Source organism: Chitinophaga eiseniae (assembly GCF_900167135.1).
Taxonomy (GTDB): Bacteria; Bacteroidota; Bacteroidia; order Chitinophagales; family Chitinophagaceae; genus Chitinophaga; species Chitinophaga eiseniae.
This window is the reverse complement of sequence record NZ_FUWZ01000004.1, coordinates 1-21,396: the sequence shown is the minus strand read 5'-3', so window position 1 is coordinate 21,396 and position 21,396 is coordinate 1. Positions and strand designations below refer to the sequence as shown.

The window sequence follows — 21,396 nt, the reverse complement described above, 5'->3', positions numbered from 1 at the left end:
TCGACTTTTAAAAAATGAGATACAAGATCCTTTATACCCTGCTGTTCACAACCATTGTATTCAGGGCATATACACAGGAGAAAGTCACACTGAGCGGAACCATCACCATGAAAACCAGTACAGAAACGGTCATCGGCGCCAGTATTTTCATCCCTGAGGCAAAAGTGTCAGCGGTTAGCAACGCGTACGGGTTTTATACGATCACCCTGCCCAAAGGTGAGTACACCATCGTCATCAGCTGTATAGGATTTGAGCGTATCGAGGAGCATATTTCCCTGAAACAAAACACCAGGAGAAATTTCCCGCTGTCTGAAAAAAGTAAAACGTTAGACGAAGTAGTGATAAAGTACAATAATACCACAAGCAATATCAGGAACCCGGAAATGAGCGTGAACAAACTCTCCATCTCCACTATCAAAAAAATGCCGGCAGTGATGGGAGAAGTTGATATCCTGAAAGCTATTCTTCAACTGCCAGGCGTTTCTACTGCGCAGGAAGGCGCAACAGGCTTCAACGTCAGGGGCGGCTCGGTTGACGGCAATCTGATCCTGCTGGATGAAGCCGTAGTGTACAATACCTCCCACCTGTTCGGCTTCTTTTCTGTTTTTAATGCTGATGTAATAAAAGACCTTAAATTATACAAGGGAGGCATCCCCGCCAATTTCGGCGGTCGCACCTCTTCTGTCCTCGACATCTATCAGAAAGAAGGGAACAACAAGGAATATCACCTATCAGGCGGAATCGGGGCTATTTCAAGCAGGCTGCTGGCGGAAGGCCCCATCGTAAAAAATAAGAGTTCCTTCGTGGTGGCCGGCCGCACTTCTTATGCCCATTTGCTGATGAAGCTGGCTGACAATCCTAATTCAGTTTCTTTTTATGATTTGAATGCTAAACTGAACTATACGCTCAACGACAACAACAGAATTTTTCTTTCAGCCTATTTCGGCAAGGACAAAATGGATTTCAGCAATTTCTTCACCAACAACTATGGGAATTCTTTCTTTAACCTTCGCTGGAATCATATTTTCTCCGAGAAACTTTTTTCCAACGCATCCGTCATCTACAGCAAGTACGACTATGGCCTGAAGATAAAATATGTTGGCATTGATTGGGTGTCGGATATCCGCAACTATAATTTTAAGTACAATTTCAACCATCACCTGTCTGATAAGCTGGTCCTGAATTACGGGCTCAATTCCATCTACTACAAATTCAATCCCGGCACCATAAAACCGATGGATGACAAATCGCCTGTCAATGCCGACCAGATTGAAAAAAAGTATGCCTGGGAAAATGCTTTATATATCAGTGCCGAACAAAAAATTACGGATAAAATATCCTTGAATTATGGTCTGCGATACAGCTACTTCCAACGATTGGGAGAGCAGCAGGTAAACAACTATGCCAATAACCAGGCCGTGGTTTTCAATCCTGCCCTGCAAATTTATGAAGAGGGAACACCTACGGGTACCACCTACTATGCTAAAAACAAAAAGATCATTGATTTTGGAAACCTGGAACCCCGTCTCGCCGTTTCTTATTCCATCAGTGACGATCAATCTGTCAAGGCGAGTTACAACCGGATGAGCCAGTATATCCACTTGATTTCCAACACCGCATCCGTCTCCCCGCTCGACATCTGGGCGCCGAGCGATCAATACCTGAAGCCCGAAATACTTGACCAGTTTGCGTTAGGCTATTTCAGAAATTTCAGCAGCGGGAAATATTCCCTGGAAACAGAAGCTTTCTACAAGAAAATAAAAAATAAAGCAGACTATATCGACGGCGCCGAGCTGATTGCCCACAAAGCCATAGAACAGGTATTGCTAAACGGGGAGGCAAGGGCCTATGGCCTTGAAGTGATGCTGAAGAAACATACTGGAAAACTGACCGGCTGGCTCTCCTACACTCTTTCCAGGGCGGAGCAGCACACCCCGGGCAGAAATGAAGCTGAAACAGGCATCAACAACGGACAATGGTATCGTGCCAATTACGATAAAACACATAACCTTTCACTGACAACTGCCTATCAGCTGACGAAAAAATGGAGCCTGGGCGGCCTCTTCACCTACCAGACCGGGAAAGCCGCCACCTACCCCATCGGCAAATACCAGTACCAGGGAATCACAATCGCCAACTACGGGGAGCGGAATATCAATTCGCTGCCGGCCTATCACCACCTGGACCTATCGGCCACTTACACTCCCAGACCTGACAGTAAAAAAAGATGGAAAGGTGAATGGGTCTTCAGTATTTACAATGTTTATGGCAGAAACAACGCAGCCTCCCTGATGTTCGAGCAAAACAGGGAAACAGGATTAAGCGAAGCAAAAAGGATATCGATTTTCGGTATCATTCCGGGCGTGACTTACAATTTCAAATTTTAATGCCAATAGAATAAAAATGAAAAATGCTTTTAAATACCTGATAGTTTCATGCGGCCTTTTCCTGCTTTCCTGCACAAAAATAGTGGAAGTGGGTTTGGATACCGCTGCTCCCCAACTGGTCATCGATGCATCGATTGATTGGATCAAGGGTACAACCGGTCATGAACAGAAAATCAAACTCTCCACCTCCACCGGATATTACGACACGATATTTCCATCAGTGTCAGGAGCGGATATCGTTATTACGAATGCTGAAAATACTGTCTTTAGCTTCATCGAAAATCCTGGCACAGGAGAATACAGCTGCTCCAACTTCCATCCGGTCATCGGCGAAACTTATAAACTGAGAGTAGTTTTAAACGGGGAGACCTATACCGCCACGGAAACCTGTATAGCTGCACCGGATATTGACAACAACATCGTACAAAATAACGCCGGTGGATTTGGCGGTGATGAGGTGGAAATCACCTACTATTACCAGGACAACGGCCATGAAGAAAATTACTATCTGCACCGTATCCTATCGCCGGTATCCGTGTTTCCGGATTATAAAGCCCAGGATGACCGGAACGGCCAGGGGAAGCTACTGCAGGAATATTATTCCGATGAAGACCTCAAATCCGGAGATAAGATCAACATCAGGCTGTATGGAATATCCAGGAGATACTATGATTATTTCAGGAAACTATTAACCGCAGCCGGGGCAGGCAACGGCCCGTTTCAAACAGCACCGGGCGCGGTGAGAGGGAATATCGTCAATCAGACCCATTTCGAAAATTTCGCCTATGGCTATTTCAGACTGTCGGAAGTGGCAATAAAAGATTATACAGTACAATAACATACCGGAGCCCCGAGGCATCGCATGTATCAGGCTCACCTTCAATGCCTGTAAAAAAAACAGATCACGCCCCGGTTGCCAATGGGCATGATCTGTTTATTGCATATTTAAAACCTGTCGCCACAAGACAACTTGACCACTCCCTATGCCGAATTTGTCGCAAAAAAATTGTCCCCAGCGGCAAACGAAGATTGAAAACGGAATTTTACAGCTGAAAGCAAACGATAATTTCAATATCTTGTAACACAAAACGATTTAACCATGAAGATCCGTTTAATACTGTCATTTTTGCTTTTAGCCACTTGTTCTATTGCCTACGGGCAGGAAAAACAATCGGAAAAATCCCAAAAACACCACACTATGGCCACAGAAAAAGGCTTAATTAAGGTATCCATTATGTACCCTTATGCTGAGGGCAAAACTTTCAATATGGAGTATTATGAAACTAAGCATATGCCTATGGTGGCAGGTTTTTTAGGATCGAACCTGGTTAAATACACTATTGAAAAAGGGCTTTCGGGCGGCGCTCCTGACCAGGCTTTACCTTTTATGGCTATTGGTATATTTTATGTAAAAAGCTTAAGTGACTATCGGGCGGCCCTCGCTCCGCATCTGGATGCGATCCGTGCGGACTTTGTAAACTACACCAATACCATTCCTTCCATTTTTGTGAGTGAAGTGGTTAAATAAAGCGAGCTTACATCAACATAAAACACATAGCTTGCGCTACGCATATATGAAATATATACACCGGGGTTCTATTGAAAAAAAGATCGGAAAACTCTTTCTCCTTCTGTTGTTTATCTGTAATGCTGATCCTGTCAGAGGGCAGTCAATAACAGATTCGCTAACAGCCGCGCTCACCACACAATACCAGCAAAACGGTTTTCCGGGATTCAGTGTATCTATTGTAAACAGTGATAGTATTTTATACGAACATGCGTTTGGATTCGCTGACATTGAAAAAAACATTCCTTACACCACCACAACGGTACAACCGATTGCTTCTATCAGCAAACTATTTATTGGCATGGCAGTGATGAAGGCTATAGAACAAGGCCTGTTCACCCTGGACACTGACATCAACAGTATTTTACCTTTTAAAGTGAAACATCCGTACGCGCCTGAAATACCCATCACGTTAAAACACCTCGTCACGCACACCTCAGGGATAACAGATAACCCGGCTGCATACAAAAAGACATACTTGTACAACACCCCTTTGCAGGAAGACAATCCCATCTATAGTCTGCTGAAATCAAAAGGTTATGGTGCAAAAGGACAGGACACCACTTTAGCCGCATTTCTTCAGGCTTATTTAAGTGTATCCGGCGCTTATTATTCAAATAATAATTTTGATAAAGCCGCACCAGGTAAAAGATATGAGTACTCCAATATCGGTTCTGACCTGGCGGCCTGGCTGATTGAACTTAAATCAGGAATTTCCTTTGCCCGGTACACACAACAATACATTCTGCAGCCATTGCAGATGACACATACCACCTGGTCTACCGCCACCGCAGACCGGGCGAAGCTGGCAACCCTATACACCGGCCTCAGGGTACCCTATCCAAAATACAGCTCCGTTACTTATCCGGATGGAGGACTTACCACTTCCTGTCATGAGCTGGGTCTTTTTCTGAAAGAAAATATTGCAGGGCAGAAAGGCAAAGGAAAAACTCTTACTGCAGCGTCTTATACCACCATGTTGCACCCTGCATTTTCAACTGCCTATAATCCAAAGAATATAGATCCACGAGAGCCTAATATTGGCGTGTTCTATGCCATGAAAAAAAATGGCATCATCGGGCATAGCGGCAGCGATGGAGGAGTTACTGCTTTTCTTTTCTTCAGCCCCGCCAAAGGTTATGGCATGTTATTAATCACCAATACAGAACTGGAAGGACTGAATGGTGTTAACAAAAAACTGCTGGCAGGATTTGAAGAGGTATGGAGCACGATGAGCCATTACGCACGAAAATTGCACCCGGTGGACTGACAGATACAACCTGCGACGACAGTAATCCCTCGCTGTATCAAAGCTTCCTGCCCTGCAGAAAGAACTGTACAATTTCCAGTTGGCTGTCTTCCGGGTTAAGGCGTATAAATTCAGACAACTGCTCCTTTTCTGCATGATGTACAAAGTTCCATGTAATGGAAATACTATCGCCGGCGCAGGTCACATCATGAAACCATCCGGCAGGGAACAGCACTATTTCCCCCGGGGCCAGTACATCTTCATAGGTGGGCCTGGCTTTGTTGAACTGAGGAAACTTTTGCAGGTCGGGATTTTTCGGATCTACAAAGCCGTGTTCGTTCATCACATACGGCTGCTGGTCAGGTGCATACAGGAGCATTTCTTTTTCTCCATAAAACTGACAAAGGACCGCATTGCTATTGAAGGGATCTTTATGCAGCCTTGTGCGGGCGCCTTTGCAGGAAATGAACAGACCCCTGTATGGATAGTACGCTTCATTTACATTAGCTGTTCCTCCTTCCGGTGTATAAGGGATCACGAGGTTATCATTAGGAATGAAGTAGGGATGCGCCCATGAATCAGACAGTTTTTCAAACACCTCGTCGGCCCAGAAGAAATCCACTTCTTTCAATTTGGTGTACCATCGGATGTACAAAGGCTTATGCGTATTACCGGCAGGCTTGTTGAAATTGTCCAACAGGTAACTGTGAAGCGTGTCTATTGTTTGCAACTCGAACAAGTCATCATAGATCTGTACCTCATAATGGCCAAAAGCCTGATCAAGCTGTTGCGGCCCGAATTTATCCACCTTCCAGTCTTTCATGCCATCTGTAACAATTACAGGAACATTGGCCAGCAGGTATTTATCAATGAACTCCTGCTCTTTGATGTTATCGATTCTCTGCACCTTCATAAAAAAATTTTAGATGATTTTTGAAGAAATTTAATCCTGGTTAATTTTTATAGTCCTATAACGGCCGTCATTATACGGGAGATCGTACCCCATTTGCCAGTTCCGAAAAAGAATAAGCGCTGCCTCCTGCAAAAGGGATGGCGATCGTTACCCAATCCTTCATAACGATCATTATATTTTAAACGGTGGCAGGGTGTACGGGAATAACCGTGTGGCTTTTCTCGCCCGGTATCAGTTCATACAGTATTTCCCAGCTTTCCATAAAGTCCTCCAGGAAACAGGAGGCGCCTCCGTTGAAATGGGCATTGCATGGCCAGGTACCGGTGATCTTATTATATATTCTGCCATTGCTGATGATAAAATATTGGTTGAACCATTCGTAGAAATAAGCTACATACGCCTCTCTGTTTCCTCTCTGGCTTTCTCCCAGTGCTTTTTCGGTAATCTCAGGAGAGAAGGTGCAAAAAATTTCGCAGTCGGTGTCCAGCTTCATATGTTGTTGATTCCGGAGATAGATGACAGACCACAGGTATTGATTGCTATAGGTAAAGTTGGAGGATATATCGGAAAGGTCTGCTGCGTGTAGCTCTTTCAGCAGGCCGGCCCTGCCAATGAATCCGCCGCTGTTCAGATACTTATAGGAGCTGCTGGTGGCCGGATAATGCGACGCCAACGACTTATCGGGGTAGCAGCAGGTTTCCGCGGAAAACAGCAGATCGGTACCGCTTTTATAGAACTTATCCAATATCTCTTCCTCATCTGCCAGCATCATGGCATCATAACCGTCGGTAAACAGGATGATCTCATTGTCTGCCAGCTCGCTCAAATAAGCATGTAATACTCTGTCCTTCATTCTGTGATTTTGAAAAGCCTGCTGCGGGCAGGTCAGCGTTACCAGCTCCAGCCCTTTCAGGGCACAGGATGTTTTCAGTTTAAAAAATCCAAGATTGTTTTTATTGGAAATAACAGTTACAACTTTCATACGATAAATTTCAAGGTTATAAATTTATTAAAGCTCCTGTCGCAGGGACGGGTGTTTTATTGATACCGGTGTTAAAGCCTTTCAGGCGGCTGCCCTGGAATATCCATTGTTCCGATACGATCTCATGCACGTTGGCACTGTAGCTGTCCAGCGTTTCCAGTGCAGCATGGGCTCCTCTGACGAGGATACCGCCGTACTGGCGGTTCAATGCTTCCGCAGCAGGGCCGGCGTTAATGAATTCGTAAATCAGGCGGTGAAAAAAGTGACGGTAACTGCTCTGGTCTTCATTCAGTATTACCAGGTTCACAGAAAGCCCATGCAGTCGCCAGTAAGTGTGAAGCTCCACCAATTGCTCCACGGCCTGCATATCGGAAGTCTGCCTGACTCTCAGCAGAATCGTCGGAGACTCGCTGCAGCAGGCAGGATATCCATGCACGACACCCTGCAGCAGCAGGTTATCCGTGAAGATCAGGCGCCCCAACAGCCCGGTGGACAGCAGTACTTCTTTTTCTGTTGCGTTGGTTTGCTGCAACAACGTATGTACATGCCGGGCTGCTTCGGCAAATACAGCCTCTTGCCGGGGTGCTGCGATGGTTCTTTCCAGCAGTGCTTCGCATGCCTGGCGGTTGCCTGCAATTCCCAGACAGATATCTGCCGTCACGGATGATTGCGGAGGTAAAGTCAGATAACATTTGATCGTGGCAATAATGCCCGATCGCAGGCTTTCGGTTTGTTGCTGCAACGATTCGGGCGTAATATCGGTTTCATACCTGTACTCGCAGTCGTACCGGCTGCCTGCTTTCATCCTGAAGAACAGTTCGGCAGCAGCGGTGTCCGATGGTGTACGCCGCCTGCATAGTATCGCCTGTTGTGCGGGCCTTACCTCCGCCTCCAGGATAGTATGTTCTGGTTGTCCGGACATGGGGCGTAACAGCAGATCGGCATATCCTGTTATCTCCACATAACGGGGATGATCGGAATGATTGTAAATAGTGACCTGTCTGACTTCCAGGTCATCTTCCGGGGATACGGCCAGGACGGAGTTCAGTTCCAGTTGTTGATGAAAGTGCGTCCAGCGCAGCTGGCCATGCAGGAAGGTGACGTTGTAGCCCGACCTGTCATGACAAACCGAAGACCAGATCATATCCGTATCCGGCTCCCTTATTCTGAAAAACAGGCCGCCGTTGGTGTTTCGGGTATCTCTCCAGCGGGTCACCGCTACATCATTCCAACGGCTGAAAGAAGCGCCGGAAGCGGTAGCCATAAGATGATACCTTCCGTTGGACAGAAGTTGCACCCTTGTTTTCCTGTCGTCCGCTGCCACGTTCATGCTGCCCATCTCTTCCCCGGGATGGACGTCCGCGGTTTCTTCCGCTGCTTTGGCGTCCACGTCATCGATATAACACACCTCATCCCATGGTATTTTTTCCTGCAGCAGCATAACGGCCGACCGCAGCTCAGGGTCGGCTTCAAAATACCGGTGCATACGTTTATCTGCCAGCAGGTAATGCAGTGACAGGAGGCTCATGCCCTGATGATGCGCCATAAAGGTGCGTACCGGTACAGCTGTCTGTCCATGAGGCATACGGGAAGGCATATAGTCAACGGATTCAATCAGCCCGTAACGGCCATCAAACCCTTCAGCGGCCATCCTTTCCAGGTTAATGGCGGCTTGTTCCGGGGCAACCATTAAAGCCATGGCTGCCGCGTAGGAACTCATCACCCTCTCTTCCGCCATACGGCCATTTTTCAAACTGAGCGCCGGCACGCCATTCACTTTATACTGATAATTCAAATTCAGGTCAGTTGTGCTGTAACAGGACTCTGAAATTCCCCAGGGCACCTGATGCTGCCGGCCGTACGATATCTGCTGCGTTACGGCCGACCTGCATGCCAGATGCAGCAGCGTATCGTCATATGCAGGCATGACCAGTAACGGCATAAGGTATTCGAACATGGTGCCGTTGGCCGACTGCAGGATACTGTTGCCATCGATATTTACCAGCGGCCGCCTCAGCGCAAACCAGCTTTCCACCGGCAGCTTTCCCTGGCTGACGGCCACATAGGTGGCCAGTCTGGCTTCCGAGGCCAACACATCGTAGCACTCCACATCCAGCGTACCTTCTTCCACACGATACCCGATAGACAACAAATGCTGCTCTTCGTCGTACAGAAAATCGTATTCCATATCTGCATAGGCAGTACACTGCGCATAAATTTGTTCCAGTGCCTGCACCCGTTCCCGGGCAACCTGCGATGCACCTTGCAGACACCCGTGCGATGGCCCGTCTGCCAGCCCGCGCAATGTCACTGTTGCCTGCGGCCATTGGCCCGCACCGACGTCGTCCGATTCCTGCGCCCAGGCCCATGGCGCCAACACCCGCATATCGGCCAGGATGTTACCGCATTGCCTGCGCAGGGCAGACAACCAATAGGCGCTGTCACCCTCCGGCACAGAATCAGTCTTTACGAGGGCGGCACGGATATCCGATTCAAAGCGTTCCAGTAGTATGCGGACATCCTGCAACGAAAACATATCTTTCCCGGCCCGGTCGGCAAGCTCCCGGCCGTAAGCGGCCGTTAACACGGTATGCCTGCACAACCGGAGCGTGTCCAGCAAACCGTTGAATAACGCCGCAGTGAACAACGGCTGATCAATCATTCCCTTTACACCCTGCCGCATGACCAGCAGATGCCCGGCGAAATTCCCACTGTCGACCGACGATACATATCTTGGATAGGATGGTTTCAGCGTATGGGTATTATACCAGTTGTAAAAATGCCCCTTGTAACGCTCCAACTGGCCGATAGTATGCAGCGTCTGGTGTGTACGCTTTATAAATTCACCCTGAGCGAGGTACCCGAAATCATATGCCGACAGATCGGCCAGCAAACCAAGCCCCAGATTGGTGGGAGAAGTATAGGCCGCAACTTTGCCTGCCGGAAATTCCTGGTAGTGGTCCGGTGGCAGCCAGTGATGCTCCGCATTAGTAAACTCCTCAAAGTAAGCCCAGGTCTTGCGTGCCAGTGATCTTAAAAATTCCTGTTGACCTGCCCGCAGGTCAGGTTGTTTTTCGACGGCAGGCAGATTCAGTCTCCAGGCGATGAGCGGAGCCAACACCCATAGCAGCCCCAAAGGCTGCAACCAGACCAGGCTGACCAGGCCGAGCACGGGCGCGATCCACATTAGCTTGTAAACTTCAGCCAGGCTGGTGTAAGTACCGTGCACCTTCCCCGAAGGCACCCATTCCAGCAACTTTTTGCGGGAAACCATCATACGCCAGACTGCGCGACAGGTAGCATCCGCAGCGCACCAGGCTTCGTGAGGAAGACAGGCGAGCGCGTACAGGTCCAATATTGTCCGGCTACGTATTTCCCTGAAGGTTTCTTTGCGCTTATCCCTGCGAAGGAAAAATTTTTTCGGTTCTGTCAGTTTTGACCATAGGAGTATCAAAGTGGGACAGATGGCCACCAGGGGCACGTACACTGTCCATCCCATAAAATACAGCAACAAAGAGACAACCGGGAACAAACTTGTTCTCAGATTATCGAATATTTTCCAGCGGGACAATGCCGACAACGGGTTCGCAGACCGTCTGCCGTCAGGCCCGGGGACCCGTGGGCCCAACCAGGCCGCAATCTGCCAGTCGCCCCTGATCCAACGGTGCCTACGTTTAAGATCTACCCAATAAGTAAAAGCGCTCTCATTCAACTTGACATCGTTGAGCATACCGGAACGCATATAACCACCTTCCAGCAGATCATGGCTCAGTACCCTGTTGTCCGGTAGTTTTCCTCCCAGTGCCTTTAAAAAAATGTCCACGTCATAAATCCCTTTTCCAATAAAAGAGCCTTCTTTAAAAAGGTCCTGGTACACATCAGGAAATGTCCGCAGGTAGGGACCAACATCGGGCCCGCTTCCCGTCAGCTGATGGTACATCGATTGTTTCATTTCGCTGATGTCCAGCTTCACGAGCGGTTGCAACACGCCGTAACCAGCTACCACCCTGCCTCTTTTTTCGCAATACACCGGGCGGTTCAGCGGGTGCGCCATGGTTGCCACCATCTTCCACGCGGTTTCAGGGAGCAGCTGCGTATCCGCATCCAGCGTGATAACATATTTCACACCGGCGAATATCTCTTTGTTACCAACGATCTTCAGAAAATTTTCTTCGCCGCTGCCCCGAAGCAGGTAGTTGAGATCATTCAGCTTTCCACGCTTTCTTTCATGTCCCATCCAGCATTGTTCCGCCGCATTCCACCGCCGATGCCGGTGCAGAAGAAAAAAGCGGTCCTTATCTCCGTATTTTTCATTCAGTTTTCCGATCACGTGCGCCGCCGTGGCCAGCAAGGCTTCCTCTTCCGCCGATAATTCGTATGCGGCATCTTTAAAATCGGTCAACAATGCAAAGTGTAAATTTTCATGCCTGTTGCCTAAAAACCGTACTTCCAGCGCAGTAGCCAGCTCGTCGACCTCAGCAAGACTTGTCAGCATACCGGGCACCACCACCAGCGTGCGCGATGCCTCGGGGATACCCTCAAAATAATCCATCCGTGGCAGCAGTTCCGGTTCTCTTCCCAGCATTACCAGTCTGTCTACGATCATCGTGCTGATATAACCGGTACTGATCAGCAGCAACGCAGCGGTTATCAATACCCATCCAACAGCAGTATCGTGGTGCTGGAAAAGGAAAATCAGCAATCCTGATATCAGGCTGGCTATGCCAACAATACCCGCCAGGTACATCAGCAACTGGCAGGCGCCGGTTTTTTTAATATTGCTAAGCCAACCGCCGGGAGGGATACCCAGTCTGGTTTCAAGTTCCCGCCGGCCTTCTCCCAACAGCACCACCCCAACATGCACGTCCTTTTCGCCGGCCATTTCCATGGCTGCCTGCGCAACAGCCGTCTCGCTCCTCGCTGCTTTCGTAGCGACAGCAAAAGTTTCTAACCTATAGTAGTTGCGGGTATTAAAATCCATGGCGGCATATATTCCGCAAGGCTCTGTCATATAAATGGATTCCACCACGCTGACCTCGTGTGTAAAGTCGTGCCAGTCGATCGCATCCAGCATACGCAACGCACTAATGCTGTTGCGCAGCGATATTTTGTCTGCAGCCAGTGTTTCCTGCACCTTGTAAACATAGTGTTCGGCATCGTGCCCCTTCTCGGCCAACCGTTGGCTGACCAGCGAAAGCAGGTGCGCCGTGTCCCCATTGTGCTTCAGCAACTGCCCTATCAGTTCGGCGGTGAAGACGCCCTTCATCAACATGCCGGAAGACAGCAACTCCTGTGCGGGCACTTCAGAGGAAGCCTTATCTTTTGGAGTGGCGGCGATCAGTTTTTCCGCCCAATCGCGCGCATGCTGACTGTCAACTGCAGCCAGTGCAAACCGCACAGCCAGCCGCCGGATATTTTCTATCAGCACATAGCGGACCAATGCAGGAACTGCCTTCAGCTCCATGGCAGACATTGCCGACACCTGCTGATAGGCCTTAAAAAACAGGACGAGGTTCTGGAAAGTTATCTGCGTGTCCGTATGTGAAACAATTTTTACCAGGAAGCTATAGAGCCGGGGTTGCCGGCCGTTGATGCCTTTACGGACGAAGGGAAGGGAAGGATGTACTTTGCCCAGCAGCGCTTTTAGTTTATTGACATATCCCTGTATCAGAAAGTAATCTGCGGTGGTCCACTCCTTCATGGTCAGCACCTCTCTGGGCGCGCTATCCGTATCCGCCAGCACGGCATTTACCTGGTCAAGGCAATCTGCTATTCCGGCGAGATTTTTATTCCAGTCTATCGTATTGTTTCCGGCAACGGGTTTTTCTCTCTCTGCCATTACCTTACAATGCGCAGCCAGCTCTTCCTGCCCCAACAGTACCGACCGTAGTGGCGGATGGTCCTCCGCCTCCTTTTCAAGGTATCCATAGCGGTCGTCAAAAGATGGTTTTCGTAGTCGCAACAGTTTATAGATCATAACTTCTTTTAAATTGCGGGTTAAGTAAACGGGTCACAATACCGGTACAACGGGGAATGCGGAACTTCTTTCGCAGGCGGCGATGCTGTTTTTGATGACATGTACAACTTCAATCGCGTTTTTGCCTCTCATCAGATTATAGTGGTTACCGGGCACCGTCTTTACGGTGATATTATCCGAGAATGCTGACCAGCCGAGGGTTTCCTCCATACCCTGCCAGTTGTTTTTGCCGGCCCTCAGCAGGATGACCGGAGCGTATATTTTTCCGGCGGGTACGTAAGTCATGGTATCATTGTAAAAGCGGAGGTTGACCAGCCTGGAAAAATATTCCACCTTGCCGGCCACCGCGGGTATCCTGTCGCTGATACAGGCGGTGATGTAAGGCATCATCTCTGCGGGTGGCAGCGTGTCTATATGCGCTTTCATCTCCAGCACCCATTCAGGATAGGGTTGGGCCAGGACTTTGAAGCTTTCAAAATACCCCTGCGCCAGGAACATCATAAAATCCGCTTCGCTGCATTCCAGCGGGGGATTAAATGTTTTTTCCAACGCCTGGTCCAGCACAATGGCAAAGTCCAGCGCATCGCCGGCAGCCTCCAGTTGTTTGATCATTTCCAACAGGATGTAAGCACCAAAGGAGTGACCGATAATCCGGTACGGACCGGAAGGTTGTACTTCGCGTATCCATGCGATATTCTGCGCGGCAATGCCGGGTATATCTTTCAGGGGGGCCTCCCCCCTGCCTGCACCCATCATATCCAGGCCATACAACGAACAGGTATTTCTGAACATGCGTCCCAACATTCTGAAGCTATGGCACTTCCCACCGGTGCCCGGAATAATAAACAGGGGACGGGTATGCTGTTCGTAGTTCAGTATCCTGATATGTCTGTTTTTCTTGCTGAAAATGTTACACATAATGTCTTTTTAATCAATCTGTTTCTGACAGCGCTTCCCTTATCAGCGCCTGGGCGAGGACATCCAGCGCATCTACTATCAGTATTTCATCCGGCAGATGCATACGTGGCACCAGCGACAGCTCCGTACATCCGAAAACCACGGCATCTGCCTTCTGGTCCCTGAAAAATTCAATAGCATGGTTAAGCAGCATGATCGCTTCATCTGTAATACCAGCAGCATTCGCCTTTATCCCAAATACCGGGTCATAAATCGCCCTGTGGATATATTGATGTTGAAAATCGAATGCCGGCAGCACCACCTCATAGCCCCATTCCTCCAGGATGTTCTTATACACGCCCGACCGGTAGGTGCCATTGGTGGTCATCAGTCCTATTCTGCGTATCCGTGCCGGATACCGGTGGATATACCTGCATGTTTCCAACGGCATATGCACCAGGTTGACTTTACTGAAACGCCGCTCCAGTTCCTCCAGCACCACATCATAAATCCGGGGCGCATAGGAGGTGTTACAGGCGATGCCTATGACTTCTGCGCCCGCCTGTTCAAGCTTACCAATCACCTGCGCAATGCCTGCCGCCGGGTTGACAGGCGCTTTCCCGTCCAGGAAAAGCGTTCTGTCGGTCATATTACCGGGAAATGACATCAGGATAACGGACAGGTGCTCCTGATCGGCCCGGGCCCGCGTATGGACGGTAATATTATTAAACAATGCCCCTCCGGCATGCGGCCCCATACCGCCCACGATGCCGATCACTTTCCTGGGGTCTGTCGTCATGAACATGGTGGTTATATTTGGGTGATAGTATCCGCTACCGGCTGTCCGATCACTGCGTGATGAGCGTCCTCAAAAATCCGTAAAGCATGGTCAATGATTTCACGGTTAACAATGAGCGGTGGCAGGAAACGGACCACGTTATTGTAATGCCCCCCTGTTTCAAATATCAATCCACGCCGGAGGCATTCCTGCCGGAGCTTCTTTACCAGCTCAGCATCCGGTTTCCTGGTATACCGGTCTTTCACATATTCTACGCCCACAAACAAACCTTTGCCCCTGACGTCGCCGATGCAGGAGAACTGCTCCATGAGTTGCTGCAGCCTGGTAAGCAGATACGCTCCCATCTCCTTTACGTGCGCCTCTACTTCATATTCCTTAATAAAATCAAAAGCGCCGTTCCCGCCCGCTATGCTTACCTGGTTGCCGCGGAAAGTGCCGATATGGTCCCCGGCGCCCCAGGACTCAACAGATTTGTTATACACAATGGCCGAAACCGGGAAACCGATACCTCCCAGTCCTTTAGACATGGTGATAATATCAGGAAGAAGATCGCTGTTGTTGTACGCCATGAACTCACCTGTTCTGAAGAAACCACTTTGTATTTCGTCGAAAATCACCACCACCTCATGTTTTCTGGCGATATGGATAATCTTTTCCAGAAATCCCTCTTTGGGAATAACCGTACCGCCTTCGCCCTGGATAGGTTCAACGATAATGGCCGCCGGCTTTACCATACCGGAATGCGGGTTTTCCAGCAGATAACGGAGATATTCCGCGCAATCCAGCTTACAGGATTCTTTCTGGTGATTGAACGGGCACCGGTAGCAGTAGCTATAGGGAATGAAAGTAACATTGGGCAACAGCGACTTAAAGCCTGACTTCAGTTGCGTGTGGCTGGTCACCGACAAGGCTCCGGAAGTCATCCCGTGATAAGAGCCATGGAAGGCGATCACGCCTTCCCGACCAGTTTTGTGCTTCGCCAGTTTAATGGCGGCCTCCACAGCGTCCGATCCCGTGGAAGCACAAAAAGCCACTTTAAACTGCGCCCTTGCCGGTTCCGGTATTTCGCGCAGTATTTTTTCGATAAGGTCCAGTTTATTTTCTGTGGGGAAGTCCAGCGCGTGTACCAGCTCCTCCTGTTGCTTTTTTACATATTCCAGCACATACGGATTAACATGGCCGACGTTGAGCACGCCCGCCATACTGAAGAAATCAATAAAACGGTTGCCATCCACATCTTCCACAATAGCCCCCTTCGCCCGTTTTAAGGCAATAGGCAGACCTTTGGGATAGGAAACAATACTGCTTTCAAGGGCTTGTTGCCGGGCTATCAGCGCTTCGGAGCGGGGACCGGGAACAGCACCGGTCACGATATCAGGTTGCTGTGCTAAATGAAATGCATCAAACTTATTCATAAACTTTCGGGTTTAGCGTGGAGAAAAACTAATTGTGTGGTTCGGGTTACTTTTTCGCGAGTTTCTGCTCACATGTTTTTATTTCGGGGGCTACGGGAAACAATACAAAATTCATTTCTTCGGCTTTTCTGAAGTGCTTCAACGCCTCCTCGTAAGAGCCATGGTTTTCATTCAGCAAACCTAACAGGAAGCGTCCGCCGGCCGCTTCGGGATAATCGCAGACATTCTCTTCCAGTATCCGTTTCGCCAATGGCGGGTCTGCACTGAAAAAAATCCAGCCCAGCTCTGTCAGCGTTTTCTCCGGTAGCTTACCGTTACCTTTTTTTTCCAGTTCCGTCACTTTCTGCCAAAAACCAGCCGCACGTTTTTGTTTATACGCTTTTACCAGTTCCTCGACCGGGCTGGGATATTGTTCTGCAATGGACGACCCGACGGTAGGCACCACATCCAGCCCAATGGACATACTGCTTAGCTTTTTAACCATGGCCCTGCCGCGCTCGGAGTTGGTGAACAAGGCGAGGCCGCTTCTGTTGGTGATGGAATAACATACAAAAGATTCGAAGCCCGGATTATCCCCGCCATGCAACACGATCGTGTCTTTTCCATGATACTGCACCTCAAAGCCGGGACCATAAAACCAGGTGGTGTCGCCGGGAATAAGCACGGTAAGCGGTTGCAAAACTTCGTTGATGCGTTCGCGTGATAGATGTTTCCCATCAAACATACTGGTCAGGAATAAGGCATAGTCATACGCGGTGGTATTGATGCCCCCGGCAGGCACCGGTTCGGCGTTCTTCCATTTATCGATCTTTTTACCCAACGCGGTATAACCTGTTGCATAGTTATCAGGAAGACCATTTTTGAAAGTGGTAAAAGTGTGTTTTAAACCCATCGGATCAAACACCAGCTTTTTCATGTAAGACTCGTAGGGCTCATGCAGAATACCTTCCAGCACTTTCGCCAGGTATTCGTATCCCTCCCCGGAATAGATAAACTGTTTTCCCGGATCTGATACGATTTCCAGCACGTTCGGATCATTAAAGTCCTTCCAGTTTTCGATACCTGAAGCATGACAAAGAATCATCCTGGGCGTGATCAGCTTGTAGCGGCTGTCATGTTCCAGTGACGGATTGGGAAGATACTGGTACATAGGCTTGTCCAGGTCCAGCTTGCCTTCATCCACCACCTTATATACAGCATAAGAGAGGAACGTTTTGGAGACAGAGCAGGCTTCAAATACCGTCTCCCTGTTTACGCGCTCTTTCCTGTCGGACGCTTTGTAGCCGTAGGCATGGTCGTACACCAGCCGGCCATCGCTGATGACCGCCAGCGACACGCCATTCACTCCCATCTCCTGCATAACATGTTCCACTTCCCGGTTGAACGATTGGATGTTGATCCGTTTTTTACCGGCGGTAAACGTGGCCGGGGCCTGTGCTGCCGCTCCCAGGGAAACTAACAGCAACAGCCATGAAAAAATCGCTGTACAGCAGCTTAAAACATTGGTTCCTTTTTCCATAAAACTTATATAAATGGGTTAATGGGTGCTGTGGCAAAAATGACATCACCGTTATAGGATTCCAGCTTGCCCTGGTTCATTTTATACACCTTATCGGCCACATCAAAATAGTTATCATCATGGGTGATAGCAATCACGATCTTACCTGCTTTTTTCATTTCGGGCAACAACACCCGGTAGAAAAAATTACGGTAAGAAGGGTCCTGGTCGGCGGCCCATTCATCAAATAACAGGATATGGCCGTTCTCCAGATAACATTGTAATAAAGCCAGGCGTTTCCGCTGTCCGCCAGACAGGTTAACGGTGCTGTAGTGATTGTCTTTTATGGTCACCTTCTCCTCCAGGTCCAGCATACGCAGGTAACGCTGTATCTCTCCGGCGCGTTCGGCCGTACCAACGTTATAGAGCTTATCAAACAGATGGGCCGGGCTGAAGACCGCAGAAAAATATTCGCCCAGCTCAGCGGCCCCAACGATAGTACCGTTGATCAGCAATCGCCCTTCATCCGGCTCGTACAATCCGCAAAGCAGCTTGGCCAATGTGGTTTTTCCGCTGCCGTTGCCACCGATAAGAAAAACGATTTCTCCCGCCTTCACCTTCAGGTTAATAGGCCCCACCATAAATGGATGCCGTTCGTTTTCTGATTTATACTGATACATTACATGCATGGCTTCCAGGCTGTCTACCTGTTGCAGCAACTGCGGCGCCGGAGCTTGCAGGTCCATATTGGCGGGTATATCCGATCGGAATTTCCGGATACGCTTCCAGGCAACACGCAACCGCATCAGCGAAGGAACAGCATTCAGTATTTCATTTACAGGACCAATCAGGTAAAGCAGCACCACGACAAAGCTCATCACCGTATAAGGCCGGATGCCCGGAAATAACTTTGGAATACCGAATGCCACTACGCCCAATAACAGGACCAGCACCAACTCCCCCACCAGGAAGGCGTTAACAAACCGGATTTCCGCTTTATTCATCTTCACCTTATATTCTTCCGCCGTGTCCCCCACATCATTTCTGTATTCCAGCTTTTTATTCCGGTGCAGGCTTATTTCCTTATAGCCATCTATCATGCCGTGGATCAGCCGCATGAACACATTCTGCACATCCCTGGCTTCTTCAAAATATATATTGGTAGAGCGGCTGACGAAATAATACAGGGCTGACAATGACAGGATGATAAAAACCGTGATGGCCGTAGCCCAGAACGCTATAGATGCCAGGTAAATGAAAGCCCCGATCGCGGTAAACAAACTGGTGGCCAGCATAATAAAAGTGGTGATGGAAGACCCTATCGTATCAATATCGTCATTCAATGCAGTGTAAATCCTTCCCCGGTCAATTTTTTCAAATCGCTGATAGGAAGTGGAAAAGATCCGCTCTGTGAGCTGCAGCTTGAGCTCATACACCAGGTCGCGGGTGATCCGGATCAAATTGACCTGTACAAAGCGCCTGCCGGTCAGGTATACAATGAGCGTCAGCAGATAGTAATACAACATGTACCGAAAGGGCATATCGCTCTCAAATGACGAGGTGATGATCACAATCACCGACATATTGGCCAATCCGGATAAAATGCTTAAAAGCAATATCTGCGGCGCTTTCCGCTTGTATATATTGTTGCCCGGAAAGAACAGGCTGATACAAAACACGGCATAGCTGAGGACGAGTGCCCCTGATATCGCTATCATAGCCACCTGGAAACTGAGGGGCGCCCAAACGATAATGGCAGGCCAGGTAAACCGCATCATGGCGTATGGTAATGCATACAACCCATAAACGAAGGGCAGCATCGCCAGCAATAGCAGCAACATATTGCCCGCCTTTCTGGCTGTAAGCCCTTCGAAGCGCCGTTGTTTGGCGATGATATCCTTTACCAGCCAGGTTAAATAGGCCATCACCACCAGCGCATAAAACAATACCACCAATACAATGGTAGAAAAAAGTTTATCTATGCCGGGGTCATGATCGAAAGATTTTTCGGGTGTTTCGCCTGCCATCATTTTCATGATCTCATAACCGACAAGCGGCGTGGAAGGACTATTGGAATTGGCCAGCACAGCCACGCCGTAACGTTTTTGGCTTCGCATGGCGACATAGGTGGTATAGTTGGGGTTCAGTCCTCCGTGATATATCTCTCCGTTGCCGCTGAGTGAAATTTCCCAACCCATACCATATGAAGACAACCGGTCATAAACATAACCATACATATCATGCGGCAACACGGTTTCGTCCCGCTGATGCGTGGCCACGGCCAGATCATAAAGCGGCGTTTTGTGATACCCCATCTGGAACTTCAGCCACGCCGCCATGTCCCGGATATCGGCAATCACATATCCGGCGGCGTAATTCCCTCTGAAAACGGGCGCATCATATGCCCTCGGCGTCCAGAAGCCGATCTTGTACCCCACTGCCATGTTGATGCTGTCGCGGGGTTTACCGATGGTTGTATGTGTCAGCCCCAGCTTATCGATCACCTGCTGCTGCAGGTAGGTTTCGAAAGACTGTCCGCTTACCTGCTGTATTACGAGCGCCAGAATATCATAATTGACGGTAGCGTACACGAATTTTTTTCCCGGTGGATGTTCCAGCCGCATGTCCACTACCTGCCGCACGGTTTGTTCCAACGCGTCGGCGGCTGCCGATGCAGGGATAGCGGCGATAGAATGCCATGGAATGCCGCTCGTATGATGCAATAACTGCCGGACCGTGATAATGGCAGGCTTCCTGTTATACGTGACTTTAAACCAGGGAATATATTGCTGTACCGGCGCATCAGGCGAGATCCTGCCTTCGCTGATCAGCCGCTGTACCGCCAGTGCGGTAAAAGCTTTGCTGCATGAGCCTATTTCAAACAGCGTACTGTCCGTCACCGTTTTTTTACGTTCCAGGTCCGCGTATCCATAATGCCGCACCAGTTGCTGGTCTCCGTTGACCACGACAAGGCTCAGACCGGGGATTTTTCCTTCCTCCATCAACCGGGTTACTTTCTGATCGATCTTTTGCAGGACCGTATCAGGAAACGCCTGCTGTGCAGAGACCACGGGCAGCATACCACAGCTAAGTACCAACAGGCATAGTACCCGGCGCAGACTTGTTCCTTTCATCATATCGTGTGATTTAGATAATACTTTCCTTTTTCAACAGATTATGCATTTGCAGACGATGTTTGTCTGTGGCCGCTTTTTTCAACGCCGTGTCGATATATGCTCCGATTTCTTTTACAGAAGGTCCGTTGATGAATTCTGTGAAGGAAATGTCCACCCGGTAATGCTGCCGGAGGCGGTCGATCATCGTCAATGCTTTCAGCGAGTCCCCGCCTATTTCAAAAAAGTCGTCATCAGGCTGTATATCCCGGATACCAAAAAAGTCTTCCCATAACCGTTTCAACGACGGCGCCACAGATTCGGCATCGTGCAACGGCGTCACTGCCTCCGGCGAGGTGTCCGGCCCGTCCGTTGCCGGACCGGCAACAGCCACTTCCCGGTTGACCCATTGCTGCAGCCGCAGCTGCAGATCAGACACTGAAATCACCACCTGCGGCAGATGACGGACGCTCATGATGCGGCGCCACACCTCTGCCAGTTCCTCGCCCGTAATACCACCACCGGTTTTATCACCATATTCCAGGCCGTCGAAACAGATGCTTATCCAATGTTTTAAGCTGCCGGTACCTACCCCGGAA

13 protein-coding genes are annotated in these 21,396 nt (G+C 49.2%); 4 read left to right on the top strand and 9 right to left on the bottom strand.

From position 1 onward, the window contains the following. Positions 1 to 14: 14 nt before the first annotated feature. The 4 genes from B5D63_RS23850 (at position 15) to B5D63_RS23835 (ending at position 5,224) form a co-directional block, all read left to right on the top strand. Positions 15 to 2,387 (top strand): TonB-dependent receptor, encoded by a 2,373-nt coding sequence (locus tag B5D63_RS23850; RefSeq protein WP_078671387.1) that lies wholly within the window; start codon positions 15 to 17, stop codon positions 2,385 to 2,387. Between the two features lie 16 nt (positions 2,388 to 2,403). Next, complete coding sequence (locus B5D63_RS23845) at positions 2,404 to 3,225, top strand: DUF4249 domain-containing protein (RefSeq protein WP_078671386.1); 822 nt, start codon at positions 2,404 to 2,406, stop codon at positions 3,223 to 3,225. A 261-nt stretch (positions 3,226 to 3,486) separates the two neighbouring features. After that, positions 3,487 to 3,915 carry an EthD family reductase gene (locus B5D63_RS23840; RefSeq protein WP_078671385.1) on the top strand — a complete coding sequence of 143 codons (429 nt, stop codon included), beginning with the start codon at positions 3,487 to 3,489 and terminating at the stop codon, positions 3,913 to 3,915. A gap of 31 nt (positions 3,916 to 3,946) precedes the next feature. Continuing rightward, the gene (locus tag B5D63_RS23835; protein ID WP_143313065.1) at positions 3,947 to 5,224 is read left to right on the top strand and encodes a serine hydrolase domain-containing protein; all 1,278 of its coding nucleotides are present in this window, start codon (positions 3,947 to 3,949) and stop codon (positions 5,222 to 5,224) included. 37 nt (positions 5,225 to 5,261) lie between these two features. Here B5D63_RS23835 and B5D63_RS23830 read toward each other — a convergent pair whose 3' ends face one another. From B5D63_RS23830 to B5D63_RS23790, 9 genes are all read right to left on the bottom strand, one after another. Then, complete coding sequence (locus tag B5D63_RS23830; protein WP_078671383.1) at positions 5,262 to 6,116, bottom strand: cupin-like domain-containing protein; 855 nt, start codon at positions 6,114 to 6,116, stop codon at positions 5,262 to 5,264. Between the two features lie 178 nt (positions 6,117 to 6,294). Continuing rightward, positions 6,295 to 7,098 carry a glycosyltransferase domain-containing protein gene (locus B5D63_RS23825; protein ID WP_078671382.1) on the bottom strand — a complete coding sequence of 268 codons (804 nt, stop codon included), beginning with the start codon at positions 7,096 to 7,098 and terminating at the stop codon, positions 6,295 to 6,297. A 16-nt stretch (positions 7,099 to 7,114) separates the two neighbouring features. Further along, positions 7,115 to 13,075, bottom strand: a complete 5,961-nt coding sequence (locus tag B5D63_RS23820) for a glucoamylase family protein (protein WP_078671381.1) — start codon at positions 13,073 to 13,075, stop codon at positions 7,115 to 7,117. Positions 13,076 to 13,108: 33 nt separating this feature from the next. Beyond that, a complete protein-coding gene (locus B5D63_RS23815) occupies positions 13,109 to 13,993 on the bottom strand; it encodes a thioesterase domain-containing protein (RefSeq protein ID WP_078671380.1) in 885 nt (294 codons plus the stop codon). Positions 13,994 to 14,006: 13 nt separating this feature from the next. Beyond that, positions 14,007 to 14,777: an aspartate/glutamate racemase family protein gene (locus B5D63_RS23810; protein ID WP_078671379.1), complete on the bottom strand. Its 771-nt coding sequence runs from the start codon at positions 14,775 to 14,777 to the stop codon at positions 14,007 to 14,009. A 5-nt stretch (positions 14,778 to 14,782) separates the two neighbouring features. Further along, complete coding sequence (locus B5D63_RS23805; RefSeq protein WP_078671378.1) at positions 14,783 to 16,186, bottom strand: aspartate aminotransferase family protein; 1,404 nt, start codon at positions 16,184 to 16,186, stop codon at positions 14,783 to 14,785. A gap of 46 nt (positions 16,187 to 16,232) precedes the next feature. After that, entirely contained in the window at positions 16,233 to 17,705 is a 1,473-nt protein-coding gene (locus B5D63_RS23800; RefSeq protein ID WP_078671377.1) for a serine hydrolase domain-containing protein, read from the bottom strand. Positions 17,706 to 17,710: 5 nt separating this feature from the next. Further along, on the bottom strand, positions 17,711 to 20,821 hold the full coding sequence (locus B5D63_RS23795; protein ID WP_078671376.1) for a cyclic peptide export ABC transporter: 3,111 nt from the start codon (positions 20,819 to 20,821) through the stop codon (positions 17,711 to 17,713). Between the two features lie 10 nt (positions 20,822 to 20,831). Continuing rightward, on the bottom strand, positions 20,832 to 21,396 hold a 565-nt coding region (locus B5D63_RS23790), incomplete at its 5' end, for an acyl carrier protein (RefSeq protein WP_143313064.1).

Excerpts from the sequence above, each read along its gene's own strand:
- B5D63_RS23825 (WP_078671382.1), bottom strand. The coding sequence starts at position 7,098 with ATGAAAGTTGTAACTGTTATTTCCAATAAAAACAATCTTGGATTTTTT.
- B5D63_RS23830 (WP_078671383.1), bottom strand. The coding sequence starts at position 6,116 with ATGAAGGTGCAGAGAATCGATAACATCAAAGAGCAGGAGTTCATTGAT.
- B5D63_RS23815 (WP_078671380.1), bottom strand. The coding sequence starts at position 13,993 with ATGTGTAACATTTTCAGCAAGAAAAACAGACATATCAGGATACTGAAC.
- B5D63_RS23840 (WP_078671385.1), top strand. The coding sequence starts at position 3,487 with ATGAAGATCCGTTTAATACTGTCATTTTTGCTTTTAGCCACTTGTTCT.
- B5D63_RS23800 (WP_078671377.1), bottom strand. The coding sequence starts at position 17,705 with ATGGAAAAAGGAACCAATGTTTTAAGCTGCTGTACAGCGATTTTTTCA.
- B5D63_RS23850 (WP_078671387.1), top strand. The coding sequence starts at position 15 with ATGAGATACAAGATCCTTTATACCCTGCTGTTCACAACCATTGTATTC.
- B5D63_RS23805 (WP_078671378.1), bottom strand. The coding sequence starts at position 16,186 with ATGAATAAGTTTGATGCATTTCATTTAGCACAGCAACCTGATATCGTG.
- B5D63_RS23820 (WP_078671381.1), bottom strand. The coding sequence starts at position 13,075 with ATGATCTATAAACTGTTGCGACTACGAAAACCATCTTTTGACGACCGC.
- B5D63_RS23845 (WP_078671386.1), top strand. The coding sequence starts at position 2,404 with ATGAAAAATGCTTTTAAATACCTGATAGTTTCATGCGGCCTTTTCCTG.
- B5D63_RS23810 (WP_078671379.1), bottom strand. The coding sequence starts at position 14,777 with ATGTTCATGACGACAGACCCCAGGAAAGTGATCGGCATCGTGGGCGGT.
- B5D63_RS23795 (WP_078671376.1), bottom strand. The coding sequence starts at position 20,821 with ATGATGAAAGGAACAAGTCTGCGCCGGGTACTATGCCTGTTGGTACTT.